The sequence below is a fragment of the Campylobacter gracilis genome (assembly GCF_001190745.1).
Lineage (GTDB): Bacteria > Campylobacterota > Campylobacteria > Campylobacterales > Campylobacteraceae > Campylobacter_B > Campylobacter_B gracilis.
This window is the reverse complement of record NZ_CP012196.1, coordinates 115,939-132,786: the sequence shown is the minus strand read 5'-3', so window position 1 is coordinate 132,786 and position 16,848 is coordinate 115,939. Positions and strand designations below refer to the sequence as shown.

Sequence of the window (16,848 nt, the reverse complement as noted above, 5' to 3'; positions counted from 1 at the left end):
GAGCCGAGCATTACGGCGAAATTTTAATTTAAAGAAATTCCGTACCGTTTTAAGCGCTCTTGCGACGCCGTCTAATTCCGAAAAGCCGATCTTATTTGCGTTAAAAACATCTGCTCTGCCGGCTGTGAGGATAAAATTTTGCTGGCCGATACGACGTATCTGCGAGTCATCTAAATCGTCGAAATATAAAATTGCCGCGGCCTAGCGCGATAAGCTGCAAAAATGTGCGGTCGCACCATACGTAAAGAGCATTAAAGACGCAATAATGGATGAGCCGCGAAGCGGACGCGGCAAAATTTTACAACGCACCTTTTTGAGCTCGCCAAACCATGCGCTCAGCAGAGCAAAGCAAAATTTCATAGCCACGTGAAATTCCGCTTAGTAAAGCCAAATTTCGCTTTACTAAACAAAATTTCGTCTGTTAGATAAAATTCCGCCTAGCAAAGTAAAATTTCGCGGTGGAATGAACGAGCTAAATTAAAATCAAATCTGCGCGCGGAGTAGAAAGCGCCCGAGCTAAGCTCACGCCTCTTTTGTCGCTAACGTTATGATCCGCTTAACCACCTCGCTCGCCGCTTTTAAAGAGCCTACGGGCAGGTATTCATAGATCGAGTGGAAATTGTGCCCGCCGGTGAAGAGGTTCGGGCACGGCAGCCCCTTTGCGGAGATAACGGCGCCGTCGTAGCCGCCTCGCATAGGCTTGATCTTAGGCTCGATATTTAAGCTTTTAAAGGCCTGCTTCGCAAACCGAATTGCCGGCGCGTCGTCGTTTTTCAAAAAGTTATAGACGTTTTTGTAGCGGTCGTTTAGCGAAATTTCGATCCGATCGCCCCAGATCGCGCGAAGCCCGTCCGCAGTTTTTTGCAAAAATTCCATGCGCTGCTCGTATCTTTTCTCGTCAAATTCCCTCACGTCGATCTTTAGGACGGTCTTTGCGCTGTTGCCGCTAAGCTCCTTGACCCAAAAATAGCCCTCCTTGCCCTCTGTGTATTCGGGCGCCTCGCCCGCGGGCAGCAGCGAGATAAACTTATGCGCCAAAAGCAAGGAATTTACGAGCTTGCCCTTGGCGTTCATCGGATGAGCGGACTGGCCTTTGAAGGTAACGACGCAATCGCCCGCGTTCCAGTTCTCGTAGATAAACTCGCCGATGCCGCAGCAATCAAGGCAGTAGCCAAAATCCGCGCCTACCTCGCTTACGTCCAGCGCCTTTGCGCCTAGCAAACCCTGCTCCTCGTCCGGCACGAAGCAAGCGATTATCTCGCCGTGCTTTATCTGCGGATTTTGGACGAAAAATTCCAGCGCATTTACGATCGCGGCGATCGCCGCCTTATCGTCGGCGCCTAGCAAGCTGGTGCCGTCCGTTACGATGATCTCATCTCCTTTATAATCTTGCAGCTCCTCATTTTCGCTCTCTTTAAGATAGATCTCTAGCTCTTTATTTAGGCAGATATCGCCGCCTTCGTATCTTACGATCTGAGCTTTAGTATCATTCGTCTGCTCGGCGCTGGTATCAAGGTGAGCAAAAAACGCCACTCTCGGAGCGGGCGCGTCTAAATTTGATGGAATTTTAGCGATTAAAATCGACTTCTCGCTAAGGCTGATATTTTTTATGCCTAGCGCTTCGAGCTCGCCTTTTATGAGGCCTGCGAGCTCGAATTCCTTAGGGTTTGAGGGCATTATGCCCGCCGCACCCGCGGTCCTATTCGTGGTTGTGTTGATCTTGGTGTAGTTTAAAAACCTCTGCACGATATCCACAAATAACCCTTTTTACAAAATGAAAAATGCGATGATGCAGACGGATAGAAACATACCTAGAGCCGTTCTTTTAGCTATCTGAATAGGGCTTACCATCGCAAGTCCCGCGCAAACGATGCAAGCGCCTGCAATCGGCGATGCGCTCCTGCCTAGCGCGCCGCTTATCGCAACCGCCATACCGAGCTTATCTTGTTCAAAGCCCAGCGCGTCCGCATGCACGGTCACGGCGGTGTTGAACGCCATCGACGCCGCATCTCCCGAGCCTGTCACGACGCCCATAAAAAACGGCACGAAGGTTCCGCCGAATTTTACGTAGCCCTGCTCGCCCTTTAGCCACTCGATTACGAAATCGATCGCTCCGCACGCGCTAAGACCCGCGACGAAGACGCCCGCTGCGATGATGATACCTATGATCTCGGCATACGCGCTACCCATGCCCTTGAAAAATTCCTTCGTGATCTTTTGAGGATTGCTCATAGTAATGACGATGGTGACGATAGCGCCCAGTAGCATCGCCTCCGCAACGCCCATCTTGGTCCATTTAAGAAAGGAGATCGTGTTGAGCTTAGATGTACCGCCGATGATCAAGATCACCAAAGGCACTAGCGGCATAAGCGCGTATAAGACGTTTATTTTTTGAGGCTGCGCATCTAAATTTGAACCGTCGGCGGAATTTGACGCAACGGAATTTGCGCCGCTCTCCTTTTGAGCTAGATAATTCACCCCCTTGGTGTAGTCTTTGCAAACTATCGCCGTTATGCTAATTACGATCAAAACTACGATCAAAGCGGTAATCGCGCTGGAAAACTGCACCCCGATAACGTCTTGAACCGTGTAGGAGGGGTTGTGCGCCTTTACCATATCGGCTACGAATACGTTGTGCGCCGAGCCCGGGCTTAAAACGCCGCCGAAAGTGCCCGCAAATACCGCAGCTCCCGCCATTTCCGGCTTAACGCCTGCAGCCATCATCACGGGGATCAGCGTAGCGCCGACCGCAGCCGAGCAGCCCGCAGCGGAGGGGATAGCAATATTGATAAAATATGTAAGCGCCACGACGATAGGGATCAATAAAAATCCGATATTGCCAAGAGGTCTGGTTAGCAAATTTACAAGGGCGCGGTCGCATTCGGTAAATTTCATCACGAAGGCAAAACCCATGCTGGCGCATATCGCCTTAATAAGACCTGCTTTAGTCATATACGAGGTAAAGGCATTTAGCCCGTCCAGAGGCTTTAGACAAAGCACGCACAGCACCAAACCCACGCCGATAAGCACGGTTTTAGTATCCTTTTTCATGATCAGTAAAGCGACGACTGCGACGATACCCGCAAGCGCCAAAAATAGCCTAAACGTCTGCACGATAACTCCTTTTAAATTTTAAATTTACTTCCCACGGCGATGCGCGAGATCTCTTTTTTATACTCGAATTTCAGCACGTCCGCATGCCCCATCACCTCGCACTCGTTTCCGTTTATCAAAAACGCGCTACCCTCGGGCATAGCATAGACGCTGTCATTTTGATTGACGATCAAAAATTCCTCCAGCCGCTCCTCCCTACTCTCGCCGTTGTGATTTGAAATTTTACCGCTTATGAAGTGCGGATTGATCTGATACGGAAAGATCCCCAGAGCTACCGGCGAGGGCGGAAAGACGATCGGCATGTCGTTGGTAGTCATCATCGTCTTGCCCGCGACGTTTGCGCCCGCAGACCAGCCGAAATACGGCGTACCGCTATCCACGGCGTCTTTGATCGCGCCTAAGAGATCAAATTTATAAAGCTCATTTAGCAGCACGAAGGTATTGCCGCCGCCGATGCAGATCGATTTGGCATTTTTAACGGCGGCTTTCATATCGACGAATCGGTGGATCGATCTGATATTGTTGCTCTCCAAACAGTCCGCGACCTTCTGCTCATATTGTTCGTTCGTGCGCCTAACGCCCGCAAACGGAATGAATAAAATTTCATCCTTCCAAAGATCTCCTAAAAATTCCTTGATCCACCCCTTGCAGTGGTTCAGATAGCCGCTGTCTTTGTAACTGGAAGCGCTTAGAAGTAGTGCTCTTTTCATACCGCCTTCCTTAAGCTTTGCCGTTTAGCTTATACGCACAGCGCAGATACACGTCCACCCCCGCAAGCAGCGAATCCTCGTCGAAGTCGAATTTAGCGTTGTGATGTCCCGCCGCAAGCGTCGTGCCGATCATCAGATATCCGCTTTTGCCGCCCGCATCTTGCACCGAGCGCATAAAATGCGCGAAGTCCTCGCATGCGCCGAAGCTTAGCTCCCTTACGATTTTATCATCGTCGATAAACGGCGATGCCTTCGCCGCATCCTCGTAAAGCTGCGTGGTAGCCTCATCGCTATCGCCGCCTGCGGTACCGCCCGTAATCTGCACGTCGTAGCTGACGCCGTAAATTTTAGAAACGCCCTCCACTATGTCCATGCATTTGGACTTCATAAACTCATTTAGCTCCGTGCTCTCGCCGCGCGTCTCGCACGCGAGATAGCCGTTGGGCGCGATGACGTTGCGTCCTTCGCCCGCACGCAGCACTCCAACGTTAATACGCGTGACGCCGTCTGCGTGTCTAGTGATGCCGTGCATATCAAGTGCCATCTCGGCTGCGGCGAGCAGGGCATTGGCTCCATTTTGCGGCGCGCCCGCGGCGTGAGCGGACTTGCCTTTTAAGCTTACGTCAAATTTAGTAGTCGCGAGTAGCTTTTTGGTGCCGCAGATGATGCCTCTCATAGTGTTTGCCTGAAAGCCGATATGACCGCCCAGCAGATAATCCACGCCCTTGGTGACACCCGCAGCCTCCATACCTACGGCGCCTCTGGTGCCCTCCTCGGCGGTTTGGAAGATAAATCTAAATTTACCGCTAAAATCATCTAAGTTCTGCGCGATCAGCTTCGCTAGAGCAAGCCCCATAGTAATATGCCCATCGTGCCCGCACGCGTGCGTGATGCCGCTAATGTCGGAGCGAAAGCCCTCCTTAAAAGGGCGGTGATCCGCGTCCGTGCTCTCGGTCACGTCCACGCCGTCTATGTCAAATCTAAAAGCGACCGTCTTGCCCGCGCGCCCTGTGTCGATCTGCGCCACGAGACCCGTTAGCCCATCCTCCATCGCATCAAGAAATTTTATCTGATCTGCGTTTAGCAGCTTTTCGGCGCGCTGCTTCGCCTTCTCGCAGGCATCCTTGCTGCCTACGCCCTGTCTGGCTTCAGCTTTCACCACTTCACGACCGAGCTTTATCTCATAGCCCAAGCGCTGCATACGATCTGCGATAACCGCGGTCGTAAAAAAGGTAAACCAGCCCGTCTCGGGATGCGAGTGAAAAAACCTGCGATCCCCGATCATCTCGCTTTTTAGCGCCTCTACTTTTTGTGCGATAGCATCCATATTCTCTCCTTTATTTTTTAGCTAAGCTTAACATCGCCGCGGCTAGAACCTTCGTGGCGGCAAACGCGTCGTGCCAGTTTATGCTTTCATTTACGTTGTGGCTGATGCCGTCCTTGCACGGCACGAAAAGCATCCCCACCCGATCCGCAAGCTCCGTCATATTCATCGCGTCATGTCCCGCGCCGCTAGGAAGCCTCAGGCTTGGAATTTTAAGCTCGCCGGCACAGCTCTCAAGCAGAGCTATCATCTCCTCGCTTAGCTTTACGGGGCGATCCTTGATGAGATTTTTTAGTTCAAATTTGCACCCTCTGCGAGCGCAAATTTCATCTATCGCGGCGCAAATTTTATAGTCCGCCGCCCTAAGCGCTTCCTCGTCTATATCGCGTATATCAAGACCTAGCGTGCAGGAGCCAGGGATCACGTTTAGCACGCCGGGTAGCGCGTTTGCATAGCCCGTCGTCGCGACCGTGGTTTTGCCCTCCTTGGCGATCCTCTCCGCGCTTAAAACGATCTCGCTAGCGCAAGCTAAGGCGTCGCAGCGCATATCCATCGGCGTAGCGCCGCTGTGATCGGCTCTACCCTCGATCCGCAGCTCGTATCGCACGGGCGCGGCGATACCCGTGACGACGCCTACGGGGATGCCGCGTCGCTGCAATACCGGCCCCTGCTCGATATGAAGCTCGATATAGCTATGAAAGCTGGATTTGGGCAGGACGCAGTTTTTTAAATTTGCGGGATTTAGCCCGAAATCCCCCATGGCGTCAAACAGCGAAATTCCGTCTTTATCCTTTAGCTCGCCCAGCCGCTGCCGCGATAGCTTGCCGCTAATTATCTTGCTGCCTACGGTAGCCATTTTAAAGCGGCTCGACTCCTCGCAAACAAATACGATGAGCTCGAGCGGTCGCGCAAGCCTCTCTCCGCTATCTCGCACTGTGCGGATCGCCTCCAAAGCGGCCATGACGCCTAGCGTGCCGTCGTAAAAGCCGCCCTGCGGTACGCTATCGATATGCGAACCCGCACTGACGGACGGTAGATCGGGATTGTTGACGCCGCTAAATTTAGCGAAAATATTGCCCGTATCGTCGATTTTGATCTTGAAATTTTCTTTTTGAAGTAGCGATATGAGGAAGTCGCGCGCCTCTTTGTCCTCGCGCGAAAATGCAAGCCGCGTGAGCCCACCGCCCGCCAAAGCCCCAAAGCGGCTTATCTGCTCGAACTCGCTTTTAAGGCGCTGCGTGTTTATCTCCATAAATTCCCCTTTTCTTAAAAAATTTATGAATACGACATTTTAATATTAAATTTATATAACAAAGCTGAAATTTACTTATCGCGGCGGCAAATAGGGCGCTAAAACGGCACGCGAGCAAAGCTGTTTTAAAAATAGCGTTTAAATTTCATTTTGCCTTTTGGGCTTTAAAATCGCGACGCGCCCGCTTAACTTCAGACTAAACGGATATAATTACCGCAAAATTTAACGAGGAGCAAGGATGGAACAGGGCTCGCTAGAGGGGCTTTATGAAAAGCTAAATGGGCTTAAAAGCGTGATAGATAAGGAGGAGTGTCTGTTTGACGCAATAAGAGACGCCGTAGAAGCGGAAAATTTCGAATTTGCCGCGCAAATTTGCGACTTTGTGCTAAACGACGATTTTGAAAAATTCGGCGCGGTTTTAAGAACGAGAGCGCTTTTATGGCTCACGAACCACATCGCGCAAAATTTAAAAGAAAGCGAATATCCGAATTTCGGCGACTTTACGGATTGCCTATGGAAATTTAAATGGATCGTCTCGGGCGTCGCCAAAAGCTCCATGATAGAAAAAGAGCTCATAGACGAGACAAACGAAGCGATGCTGTTTTACTACGAGCGCTTGGAGCTCTCGCCGGCCTCATACTACAAGGCCTTGATGAATCAAAACATCGTCATGGGCGATGCTAGAGGAGCAAAGGCAAACTACGAGCTGTGGAAAAAGCTAGCCAAAGACGATATGAGTGACTGCGAGGCGTGCGAAGCAAGCGATGAGATCGCGTATTTAAATTTTGCAGGCGAGCACGCAGCGGCGCTTGAGCTTGCCGCGCCGATACTCTCGGGCGAGCTAACCTGCGGCGAAGTACCTCACACGACATACGCGCCGATACTTTTTAGCATGATAGCACTAGGTAGGACCTGGGAGGCGAAAGCCCTGCTACCCAAGGCCGCGGCGACGATCGAGTCAAATCCTCGCGTGATAAATCAGATCGCGCCGCTAATCGAGATCGCCGTTAGGCTGGATGAGCGCGAGACGGCGCTAAGCTTAGCTCGCAAACACTCCGCGGCGATCCTTGATGGCAACGATGATCTAAACGACCTACGATTTTTCATCGCTGTTAGCGCATTCGGCGATGAGGGCGACTATAAAACGGCTTTGGAGCTGACGGGCAAATTTGACGCTAGAAATCAAAACTTCTACTACGCCGATTATCTGAATAAATTTTACGAGGAATTCGGGGTTTGAAATTTGACGATTTGAGAATCTGAAATGCTCTACTCGTAAAGAAAATCACCGCCTCTGGTGCGCACAGCGAGATAGTTTAAATTTTACGGCTCGATACTACTTCGCGCTCGCAGCGGCGAGCGCGATAAAATTTACGCCGAACGAACATTGGCGGCGCGCACGGTAAATTTTATACCGCTTACTCGCGCACGTCGGCAGCCGCTCGCCGAAATAGGTGATAGAGCGCATGCTTGGCATTAAATTTTAACTAGATCGGTGCAGACGAAAACAAGTATTTGCGGTAGCCAAGATACATATTCTAAATTTCAATCGCCGCAGAATGTAAAATTTAAACCAAGCCCGCCGTCAATCTCGCCGTAAAACACGCGCGACGACGTATCTAGTAGCATTGTCACTTAGATTTATCGGTAAATTTAATAGCAAAATTTAAAGCGTGGCGCGATAAAATTTTAAAACAAAATTTCAAGTAGATTTTTAAATGCAAAATTTCAAGCGGAATCTTAAATTTAGAATTTCAAATAAATTTTAAAATTCCAAGAGAATTTCATCCCTTGGAATTTTAAATTTAATGCTTGGCCAGGTAGTTCGTATCGTAGTTGTTACTCAAGAAATCGGGGTTGTTCATCATCATCAGGTGAAAATCGCGCGTCGATTTTATGCCACCGATGATGAGCTCGTCTAGCGCGACTTTCATCTTTGCGATCGCACGCGTGCGGTCCTTGTCGTAGACGATGAGCTTGCCGATCATGCTGTCGTAGTAAGGCGGCACCGAGTAGCCCTCATAGACATGGCTGTCCATACGCACATTTCTGCCGCCCGGAGCGACGTATTTTGTGATTTTGCCCGGGTTTGGCATAAAGCTTTTGGAGTCCTCGGCGGTGATGCGGCACTCAAGCGCGTGCCCGCTAAATTTTATCTCGCTTTGAGGCAGCAGCTTCTCGCCCTGCGCGATGCGGATCATCCACTCGATCAGATCGAGCCCGCTTCGCATCTCGCTTACGGTGTGTTCGACCTGCAGGCGGGTATTCATCTCGATGAAATAAAATTTCTTATCCTTACCGTCGTATAAAAACTCAAACGTTCCCGCGCTTGCGTATCCGATCGCCTTAGCGGCGCGAACCGCCGTTTCGTGCAGGCTTTTTCGCGTCGGCTCGTCCAAGATCACGGCCGGGCTTTCTTCGATCAGCTTTTGGTGGCGGCGCTGCATCGAGCAGTCGCGTTCGCCGATATGCACGACGTGTCCGTGCTCGTCGCCTAAGACCTGAACCTCGATGTGGCGCGGATTTGTGATATATTTTTCCATATACATCGTGCCGTCGCCGAATGCACTCATCGCTTCGCTCTCTGCCGACCAAAAGAGCTTTTCGATATCCTCTTCGCGCTCGACCACGCGCATTCCGCGCCCACCACCACCGGCTGCGGCTTTAATGATGACGGGATAACCGATTTCGGCGGCTAGTTTGCGCGCCTCTTCGACACTTGCGATCGCGCCGTCGCTGCCAGGCACTACGGGGATGCCCGCGCGCATCATCACTTGCTTGGCCTTGCTCTTATCGCTCATCAAGGTCATCGCCTCGACGCTCGGGCCGATAAATTTAATGCCGTGCTTAGCACAAATTTCTACGAAATTTTGACTTTCGCTCAAAAAGCCATATCCCGGAAATATCGCGTCGGCTTCGGTTAGCTCGCAGGCTGTGATGATCGCGGGGATATTTAGGTAACTATCGCTGCTGCGCGGTCCGCCTATACAGACCGACGCGTCAGCGTATTTGACGTAAAGCGCGTCCTGATCAGCGGTGGAGTGCACGACGATGGCTTGCTTACCCATCTCTTGGATCGTGCGAAGCGCTCTAAGCGCTATCTCACCGCGATTTGCGATTAGAATTTTTTTAAGCTCCTTCATAGCTTCTCGACCTCAAACAGCGCCATAGCATATTCGACGGGCTGTCCGTCGTCGACGAGGGCTTTTTTGATGCGGCAGTCGAATTCCGCCTCGATCTCGTTCATAATCTTCATTGCTTCTATTATGCCGATCGTATCGCCCTTATGCACGACCTGGCCTACGCTTACGAACTCTGCCGCACCTGGACTTGGCGCTTTATAAAAAGTACCCACCATCGGGCTGTCGATCGTATCCATCGCACCTTTTGAGGCGGGTTTGTCGCCCACGAGCACGTTTACCGAAGGCGCAGCAAGCTGTGGAGCGGGTGCCGGTACGGCGAGCTGAGGCGTGCTTCCACCGCATGGACCATATTTTTTTATCTCGATTTCAAAATCTTTATCTTTAATTTTTAGCTCGTTAATGCCCTGCTTTTCGCCGAAAAAATCCATTAACTCTTTGATTTCTGCTTTTGTCATAAATTTCTCCTGAAAAAATTTGCGAAATTCTAGCTAAATTTTTATAATTGTTTCTTTAAGCGGATTTTCGCAGGAGCTTTTAAAAGGCGCAGCACGGAATTTGCGGCGGATTTGCGGACTGATTTTAAGGATTTATAGGCTGCGATTTGCCTCGTTCATTTTAAGCTCGAACTTCGCAAACGAGACACGGAATTTTGCCGCAAAGATGCAAAATTATTTTAAATCCTTTAAAATTTAACGCTTAATTTTACGACCGAAATTCTACGCCCAAGCCCCGAGCGCAAAAATTCCGCGCTTTGCTTTAAAATTCCACTTTTGGGCTCGTATCAAAATCCTGCGCCTTGCTTTTCTTTAAAATTTCGCGCTGAAATTTTGTTTTATAACCCCGCGCCGAGATTCTATCCGCGCGGGGTTTCTGCGTTAATGTGTCGCAAAAAAGCTCTGAATTTTCGCTTTATCGCTCGTTTTGCTAAGAGCCAGCATCAATAGTACGCGCGCCTTTTGCGGATTTAGATTATCTGCGGTTAGAAAGCCAAGTTTTGCGTCGTCCACCTCCGAGCTAACGCTAGTTGAGCCGCTGCCCGTGCGGCTTGAGCGCACGACGATCACGCCCGCTTCGCTAGCTTTTGCTAGTGCAGCCTCCGTGTCAGGGTATAAATTTCCGTTTCCCATACCGGCGACTACGATGCCCTTAGCGCCCTTTTGCACCGCTGCATCGACCAAATCGCCGTTATCTTGCGCGTGTCCATAGATGATATCGACGCGCGGGAAGGCTTTGAGATCCTTGATATTAAATTCGCTTGCGACGGTGTGTTTGCGAAGCGGCGCCATATAGAAATTTACGACGCCATAATTTACGGTGCCGATTTTGCCGGAATTCGGCGAGGCAAAAGCCGCAACGTTAGTAGTATTTGTTTTCGTAACCTCGCGCGCGGCGTGGATTTCGTCGTTCATCACTACAAGAGCGCCCTTTTCGCGAGCGTTTTTGTCTGCCGCGACGGCAATGGCGTTGTATAGATTAAGCGGTCCATCAGCACTCATCGAGTCGGCATTTCGCATAGCGCCCACCAAAACGATCGGTTTTTTAGATTTTACTACCAAGCTTAAAAAATACGCCGTCTCCTCCATCGTATCGGTTCCGTGCACGATGACGACGCCATCGACATCGTTTTTAGTAAGCAGCTCGCTTACGCGGTTTGCAAGCTTGAGCCAAATTTCATCGTTCATCTCCTGCGAGCCGATATTTGAAATTTGTTCGCTTTTAATCGTAGCTAAATCCCCTAGCTGCGGCACTGCCGATAAGATATCTTCTATGCCCTTAGAGCCTGCGGTATAGTTGCCCTCCGTGGCACTTGCGCTGCTTCCCGCGATCGTGCCGCCGGTAGCTAAAATATAAATATTTGGCTTCGCAGCAGCCAAAGATGACACGATAAAAAACGTAATAAACGCAAATTTCTTGAGTAGCCCCATAGTTGCTCCTTAAAAAGTGATAAAATTTTTATAATTTAAGCAAAATTCTAGCATAAAATTTTTATTATATTTTATTTTGCTGCTATAATGCGCGAAAAATTTTGATTATTTTAAGGAAATTTTATGGGACTGAAAAGCGATAAATGGATCAGGCAGATGTCGCAGCAGCACGATATGATAGCGCCCTTTTGCGAGGAAAATATCGGTCGCGGCGTCGTTAGCTACGGGCTTTCCAGCTACGGATACGACATCAGGGTCGCAAGAGAGTTTAAAATTTTTACAAACGTCGGCGGAACGGTCGTCGATCCTAAAAATTTCGACGCAAAAAACGTCGTGGATTTTGAAGGCGACGTCTGCATCGTGCCGCCGAATTCCTTCGCTCTAGCGCGCACCATCGAATACTTCAAAATGCCGCGCGACGTGCTTGCGATCTGCCTGGGTAAAAGCACCTACGCGCGCTGCGGCATCATCGTAAACGTAACGCCCTTTGAGCCCGGCTTTGAAGGGCACATCACGATTGAAATTTCCAACACCACGCCGCTGCCTGCAAAAATTTACGCGAACGAAGGCATCGCGCAGGTTTTGTTTTTGCAAGGAGATGAGCCGTGCGAGGTGAGCTACTGCGATAAAAAGGGCAAATACCAAAGCCAAAAAGGCATCACGCTGCCTAGAATTCTAAAGGATTAAACAATGAAAAATTTAATCATCGTAGAATCCCCTGCAAAAGCCAAAACGATCAAAAATTTCTTAGGCGACGATTACGACGTGATCGCGTCTAAAGGACACATCCGCGACCTACCGCAGAAAAAATTCGGCATCAAAATCAAAGATAAAAGCTTCGAGCCCGAATACGAAATCAGCGCCGATCACGATCAGATCGTAAAACAGATAAAGACGCTCGCCAAAAAGGCGGATCAAATTTATCTCGCGACGGACGAGGACCGCGAGGGCGAGGCGATCGCCTATCATATCGCAGCTTCGATCGGCAAGCAGGCGCAGGAGCTGCCGCGCATCGTATTTCACGAGATCACCAAAAGCGCGATCTCAAACGCGCTAAGCTCGCCGCGCAAGCTCAATATCGCAAGCGTAAACGCCCAACAAGCGCGCCGCCTACTCGATCGCATCGTGGGCTACAAGTTAAGTCCGCTTTTAAATTTAAAGATCCAGCGCGGCTTAAGCGCAGGTCGCGTCCAAAGCGCCGCGCTTAAGATCGTCGTCGATCGCGAGCGCGAAATTTTAAATTTTAAGCCGGTAGAATTTCACAGCATCGACGCGGTTTTTAAAAAGGACTTGGAAGCCGAGCTTGTGGAATTTCGCGGCGAGAAGATGGAAAAGCTCTCGGTCAAAAACGCGGCGCAAGCTAGCGAAATCATCGCGGCGCTGCAAAAAGACAAATTTAGCGTAGAGAGTATCGAGAGCAAATCGCGCAAGACGAATCCCTACCCGCCGTTTATGACCTCGACGCTGCAACAGGCGGCGAGCACGGCTCTGGGCTTTAATCCGCGCAAGACGATGAGCCTTGCGCAGAGCCTTTATGAGGGCGTTAATACCAAAAACGGCGGCGCGATCACCTACATGCGAACCGACTCGCTAAATATCGCCAAAGAAGCGATCGCGGCGGCTCGCGAGCTCATAGAGCAGCACTTCGGCGAAAAGTATCTGCCCAAAAACCCGAATTTATACGCTACCAAAAGCAAAGGCGCGCAGGAAGCGCACGAAGCGATACGACCCACCGATCTAAAGCTTACCCCCGAGCTCGCGCAAAAAACCCTGCCTCGCGACGAATACCGCCTTTACGCGCTCATCTACAACCGCTTCATAGCCTCGCAGATGAGCCCTAGTGTCTCGCAGATCCAAACGATCATCGTGCGCGGCGAAGAGGGCGCGTTTAAGATCAGCGGGCGTAAGGTGGAATTTGACGGATTTTACAAGGCTTACGGCGATCTGGATAAGGATAAAATTTTACCGAGCCTTAGCGCGGGCGACGCGATGAGCCTGCAAAGTCTAAGCTCGCAGCAGCACTTCACCGAGCCGCCGGCGCGCTATTCGGAAGCAAGCCTCATCAAAAAGCTCGAAAGTCTCGGCATCGGCAGGCCCTCGACCTATGCGCCTACCATCTCGCTGCTTACTGCGCGCAACTACGTAAATATCGAGCAAAAACACCTAGTGCCGAGCGAGATCGCCTTTAAGATCACCGAGATGCTGGAGCAAAATTTTAAAAATATCGTCGATAGCGAGTTTACCTCCAAAATGGAAGAAAAGCTCGACGACATCGCCGAAAACAAAGCGGACTGGCAGCAAATTTTGGCGGATTTTTACTACCCTTTTATGGACGAGATCGCCAAAGGCAAAACCTCGATCGCAAGCCAAAAGCTAGCCGAAAAGATCGGCGAAGCATGCCCGAACTGCGGTGGCGAGTTACTTAAGAGGCAGGGCAGATTCGGTGAGTTCATCGCTTGCTCGAACTATCCGAAGTGCAAATACTCCCGCAACGCGGACGCCAGTGCCGAGGGGGCAAGCGAGGAGAAGGCGGCACCCGAAGTGCTAGATGAGAAATGCCCGCAGTGCGGTAAAAATCTGATCAAGCGTAAGGGCAGATACGGCGAGTTTATCGCTTGTGAGGGCTATCCGAAGTGCAAGTACTCGCGAAAAATCGAGGGCGCGGCGAAGGAGAAAAAGCCGCTGCTCTCCACGGGCGTTAAGTGCCCGAGCTGCGGCACGGGCGAGATCGTCGAGCGCTTCTCCAGACGCGGCAAATTCTACGGCTGCACGAACTACCCAAAATGCGGCTTTGTGAGTAACTACGCGCCGATTGCGCGCACATGCCCGCAGTGCGGCAACTCATACATGCTCCGCAAAGAGCTGAAAAAAGGCAACTTCGCCGAGTGCCCGCAGTGCAAGCTTAAAGAAGAGATCGATTGATAATAGGCGTCATCTCGGACTCCCACCCTGAAACGGAGGTCGCTGCAAGCGCCATAGAATGGCTGCTCGCGCGCGGAGCGGATCTGCTCGTGCATGCAGAGGGCATCGTCGCGATCGAGACGCTGCGGCTTTTGCGGCAAAGCGGCAAGCCCTACTTCGCGGTTTTAGGAAACAACGACGAAGCGCTTACCGAGTTTAAAAATGAGTTTAACCTACGGAGTGAGCCCTTCTGCACGGAGTTTGCCGGGCTGCGACTAAAAATAATGCACCATCCGTTTTATCTCTTTGACGAAGAGCCCGCAGCGCAAAATGAAGCAGACGGATTAAATTTAGACGCGGATTTAGGTGCAGGCGCGGATCGCGCGGTAAATTTTCGCAGGGATTTCGGTGCAGACCCAGTCAAAAATTCTAGCTTTAACGACGAAGTAAGTTACGGCACAAATTCAGGCTCAAACTGCAGAGCAGATCGCAGAGAAATTTTAATCTCAAATTCTAAAACGGCGGATCGTGCGGCAAATTTAGACGCAAATTCTAATGGCGCAGATGATGAAATTTTAAATGGCACGTGCCGTGCAGACGAAAATTTTAAAAACATACGTAGCGCGAGCGCGAATTTTAAAAGCGGGCAATCTGCAAGTCTAAATGTGAGCTTGGGCTTGAATGCAGGCGCGGATATGAACTCAAACGCAAATTTAGACTTAAGTCTGGACGCAGACCTCGCTTCAAGCCCGAACGCAGATTTAAACTCAAATGTAAATGCAAATTTAGCCGATAATACGAGCCCAGATATGAAATCTAAAGCAAGCTCGAGTACCGATTGCGCAGTAAATTTAACGGCGCCGAGCTTAAGCGCAAATTTATCCACACCGAACTCATGCGTAAATTTAGCCGCGCTGAACTTGGGCTCAAATTTGACTGCAAGTTCGGACCCTAATACAAGCGACGAAAGTAAAAATCGGGATCCGTGCGGGTGCGGCGCGGATAAAATTTCAACTATCAAAATTTACGGCCACACCCACTTTTTCGCCGCGGCGGTAGATAAAAACGGCACGCTCGTGCTAAATCCGGGCGAGATTTGCGGACGCAAAAAGAGGCTTTTCGAGTTTGCCTACATCGTGGCGCAGGGCGGGAAATTCCGCGTATTTCACGTCTGTGCCGCTCCCGAGAAAATTCTAAAATGGCGCGAACGCGAGATAAAACTATGAATGAAATTTACGTCCTAATCGCGCTATCGTTTTTGACCTTTGCTTCGCCCTTTTTGGCTAGCTTAGCTAGAATTCCGCTCTCGCCCATGGAGATCATGCTTGGCATCATAGCTGCAAATTTAGGGCTTTTGCCGCCAAGCGCGACCTTCGATCTAGCCGCGCAGATCGGCTTTTGCTACCTTATGTTTTTGGCGGGCTGCGAGGTGGATTTCCGCGCGCTGCTTACGATGCCACGCAAAATTCTACGCCTAATCCTAATCTTTTTGGCGCTGCTTTATATCCTAAGCGCGCTTGCGGTTTGGATATTTGAACTGCCGCAGATGCTTATCATCGCAGCGCCTCTAATGAGCGTCGGGCTGCTTTCGGCGCTGTATAAGGAATACGGCAAGGATCAAGCGTGGCTCAATCTCGCGATGCCCGCGGGCGTAATCGGCGAGCTCATCAGCATCGCCGCCCTCACAGTAGGCGGCATCTACCTTAAAAACGGCTTCGGCGTGGAGATGGCGCTTCACATCGGCGCACTTTTGGGCTTTTCCGTGGCAGCTCTAGCGGTTTTTAAAGGGCTTGAAATTTTATTTTGGTGGTTCCCCGCGCTAAAAACGGTCATCATGCCCAAGTACGACAAAAACGAAAAGGACGTGCGCTTTGCGATGGCGCTGTTTTGCCTCATCTGCGCCGGAGTAATGCTTTTGGGGCTTGAGGTCGTCATCGGCGCCTTCATCGCAGGTACCTTTCTGCCGACCTTTTTCTCGCACAAGGACGACCTCATCGAGAAGCTATCGTCGTTCGGCTTTGGCTTTTTGGTGCCGATATTTTTCATACACACCGGAGCTGTGATCAAGCTAGAAGCGCTCCTTATGCCTGGAGTAATGAGCTTTGCCGCGAGCCTAGCGGCGCTGATGTTCGGCATAAGGCTGCTTGCGAGCGCTACGTTTTTAAGCACTCTGGGGCGCAAAGGCGCGGTGCTTTTCGCGCTATCGCTATCTATGCCGCTAACCCTCGTCATCGCCACGGCGACGCTTTTTTACTCCACCGCCGCAATATCGCAAGAGATATACTTCGCGATGATCATCGCCTCGCTCATGGAGGCGCTCGCGTCGATGATTTTGATAAATTTTATTTACAAGAAATTTTAAAACGGGAATTTTAAAATTTTGGAATTATAGGATTTTGGAATTTCAAAATTCTGCGAAATTTTAGAATTCTATGAAATTTGATTTTATGCGGGACTAAAATGAAGTTAAATTTAAAGC

At 50.4% G+C, this 16,848-nt stretch carries 13 protein-coding genes; 5 read left to right on the top strand and 8 right to left on the bottom strand.

Features of this window, described 5'->3' with window-relative positions; genetic code table 11:
- Positions 1 to 522 precede the first annotated feature (522 nt).
- From pepT to CGRAC_RS00565, 5 genes are read right to left on the bottom strand one after another with little or no spacing between them, the layout of a single operon-like run.
- On the bottom strand, positions 523 to 1,755 hold the full coding sequence (gene pepT / locus CGRAC_RS00585) for a peptidase T (protein WP_005871507.1): 1,233 nt from the start codon (positions 1,753 to 1,755) through the stop codon (positions 523 to 525).
- Positions 1,756 to 1,767: 12 nt separating this feature from the next.
- On the bottom strand, positions 1,768 to 3,114 hold the full coding sequence (gene dcuC, locus CGRAC_RS00580) for a C4-dicarboxylate transporter DcuC (protein ID WP_005871509.1): 1,347 nt from the start codon (positions 3,112 to 3,114) through the stop codon (positions 1,768 to 1,770).
- An 11-nt stretch (positions 3,115 to 3,125) separates the two neighbouring features.
- On the bottom strand, positions 3,126 to 3,824 hold the full coding sequence (gene pepE / locus CGRAC_RS00575; RefSeq protein ID WP_005871511.1) for a dipeptidase PepE: 699 nt from the start codon (positions 3,822 to 3,824) through the stop codon (positions 3,126 to 3,128).
- 10 nt (positions 3,825 to 3,834) lie between these two features.
- The gene (locus tag CGRAC_RS00570) at positions 3,835 to 5,151 is read right to left on the bottom strand and encodes an amidohydrolase (protein ID WP_005871512.1); all 1,317 of its coding nucleotides are present in this window, start codon (positions 5,149 to 5,151) and stop codon (positions 3,835 to 3,837) included.
- Between the two features lie 10 nt (positions 5,152 to 5,161).
- Positions 5,162 to 6,400, bottom strand: coding sequence for a Zn-dependent hydrolase (locus CGRAC_RS00565; RefSeq protein ID WP_005871513.1), 1,239 nt, complete (start codon positions 6,398 to 6,400; stop codon positions 5,162 to 5,164).
- A gap of 238 nt (positions 6,401 to 6,638) precedes the next feature.
- Here CGRAC_RS00565 and CGRAC_RS00560 point away from each other — a divergent pair, with 238 nt between their 5' ends.
- Complete coding sequence (locus tag CGRAC_RS00560; RefSeq protein ID WP_005871515.1) at positions 6,639 to 7,640, top strand: hypothetical protein; 1,002 nt, start codon at positions 6,639 to 6,641, stop codon at positions 7,638 to 7,640.
- A 565-nt stretch (positions 7,641 to 8,205) separates the two neighbouring features.
- Here the strand turns inward: CGRAC_RS00560 and CGRAC_RS00555 are convergent.
- The 3 genes from CGRAC_RS00555 to CGRAC_RS00545 form a co-directional block, all read right to left on the bottom strand.
- Positions 8,206 to 9,543, bottom strand: coding sequence for an acetyl-CoA carboxylase biotin carboxylase subunit (locus CGRAC_RS00555; protein WP_005871517.1), 1,338 nt, complete (start codon positions 9,541 to 9,543; stop codon positions 8,206 to 8,208).
- Positions 9,540 to 9,998: an acetyl-CoA carboxylase biotin carboxyl carrier protein gene (accB, locus tag CGRAC_RS00550; RefSeq protein ID WP_005871518.1), complete on the bottom strand. Its 459-nt coding sequence runs from the start codon at positions 9,996 to 9,998 to the stop codon at positions 9,540 to 9,542. Before accB ends, CGRAC_RS00555 begins: the two co-directional genes overlap by 4 nt.
- Before the next feature lie 420 nt (positions 9,999 to 10,418).
- Complete coding sequence (locus tag CGRAC_RS00545; protein WP_005871521.1) at positions 10,419 to 11,468, bottom strand: type II asparaginase; 1,050 nt, start codon at positions 11,466 to 11,468, stop codon at positions 10,419 to 10,421.
- A gap of 123 nt (positions 11,469 to 11,591) precedes the next feature.
- Between CGRAC_RS00545 and dcd the strand changes: the two genes are divergently transcribed.
- The 4 genes from dcd to CGRAC_RS00525 are packed head-to-tail and all read left to right on the top strand — an operon-like array spanning position 11,592 to position 16,731.
- A complete protein-coding gene (gene dcd, locus CGRAC_RS00540) occupies positions 11,592 to 12,155 on the top strand; it encodes a dCTP deaminase (RefSeq protein WP_005871523.1) in 564 nt (187 codons plus the stop codon).
- 3 nt (positions 12,156 to 12,158) lie between these two features.
- Positions 12,159 to 14,390 (top strand): type I DNA topoisomerase, encoded by a 2,232-nt coding sequence (gene topA / locus CGRAC_RS00535; protein ID WP_005871524.1) that lies wholly within the window; start codon positions 12,159 to 12,161, stop codon positions 14,388 to 14,390.
- The gene (locus CGRAC_RS00530; RefSeq protein WP_005871525.1) at positions 14,387 to 15,595 is read left to right on the top strand and encodes a metallophosphoesterase family protein; all 1,209 of its coding nucleotides are present in this window, start codon (positions 14,387 to 14,389) and stop codon (positions 15,593 to 15,595) included. The genes topA and CGRAC_RS00530 overlap by 4 nt, the downstream gene beginning before the upstream one ends.
- The gene (locus CGRAC_RS00525; protein WP_069435686.1) at positions 15,568 to 16,731 is read left to right on the top strand and encodes a cation:proton antiporter; all 1,164 of its coding nucleotides are present in this window, start codon (positions 15,568 to 15,570) and stop codon (positions 16,729 to 16,731) included. The genes CGRAC_RS00530 and CGRAC_RS00525 overlap by 28 nt, the downstream gene beginning before the upstream one ends.
- Positions 16,732 to 16,848: the final 117 nt, after the last annotated feature.

Excerpts from the sequence above, each read along its gene's own strand:
- dcd (WP_005871523.1), top strand. The coding sequence starts at position 11,592 with ATGGGACTGAAAAGCGATAAATGGATCAGGCAGATGTCGCAGCAGCAC.
- CGRAC_RS00545 (WP_005871521.1), bottom strand. The coding sequence starts at position 11,468 with ATGGGGCTACTCAAGAAATTTGCGTTTATTACGTTTTTTATCGTGTCA.
- CGRAC_RS00555 (WP_005871517.1), bottom strand. The coding sequence starts at position 9,543 with ATGAAGGAGCTTAAAAAAATTCTAATCGCAAATCGCGGTGAGATAGCG.
- CGRAC_RS00565 (WP_005871513.1), bottom strand. The coding sequence starts at position 6,400 with ATGGAGATAAACACGCAGCGCCTTAAAAGCGAGTTCGAGCAGATAAGC.
- CGRAC_RS00570 (WP_005871512.1), bottom strand. The coding sequence starts at position 5,151 with ATGGATGCTATCGCACAAAAAGTAGAGGCGCTAAAAAGCGAGATGATC.
- topA (WP_005871524.1), top strand. The coding sequence starts at position 12,159 with ATGAAAAATTTAATCATCGTAGAATCCCCTGCAAAAGCCAAAACGATC.
- accB (WP_005871518.1), bottom strand. The coding sequence starts at position 9,998 with ATGACAAAAGCAGAAATCAAAGAGTTAATGGATTTTTTCGGCGAAAAG.
- CGRAC_RS00525 (WP_069435686.1), top strand. The coding sequence starts at position 15,568 with ATGGCGCGAACGCGAGATAAAACTATGAATGAAATTTACGTCCTAATC.
- pepE (WP_005871511.1), bottom strand. The coding sequence starts at position 3,824 with ATGAAAAGAGCACTACTTCTAAGCGCTTCCAGTTACAAAGACAGCGGC.
- CGRAC_RS00560 (WP_005871515.1), top strand. The coding sequence starts at position 6,639 with ATGGAACAGGGCTCGCTAGAGGGGCTTTATGAAAAGCTAAATGGGCTT.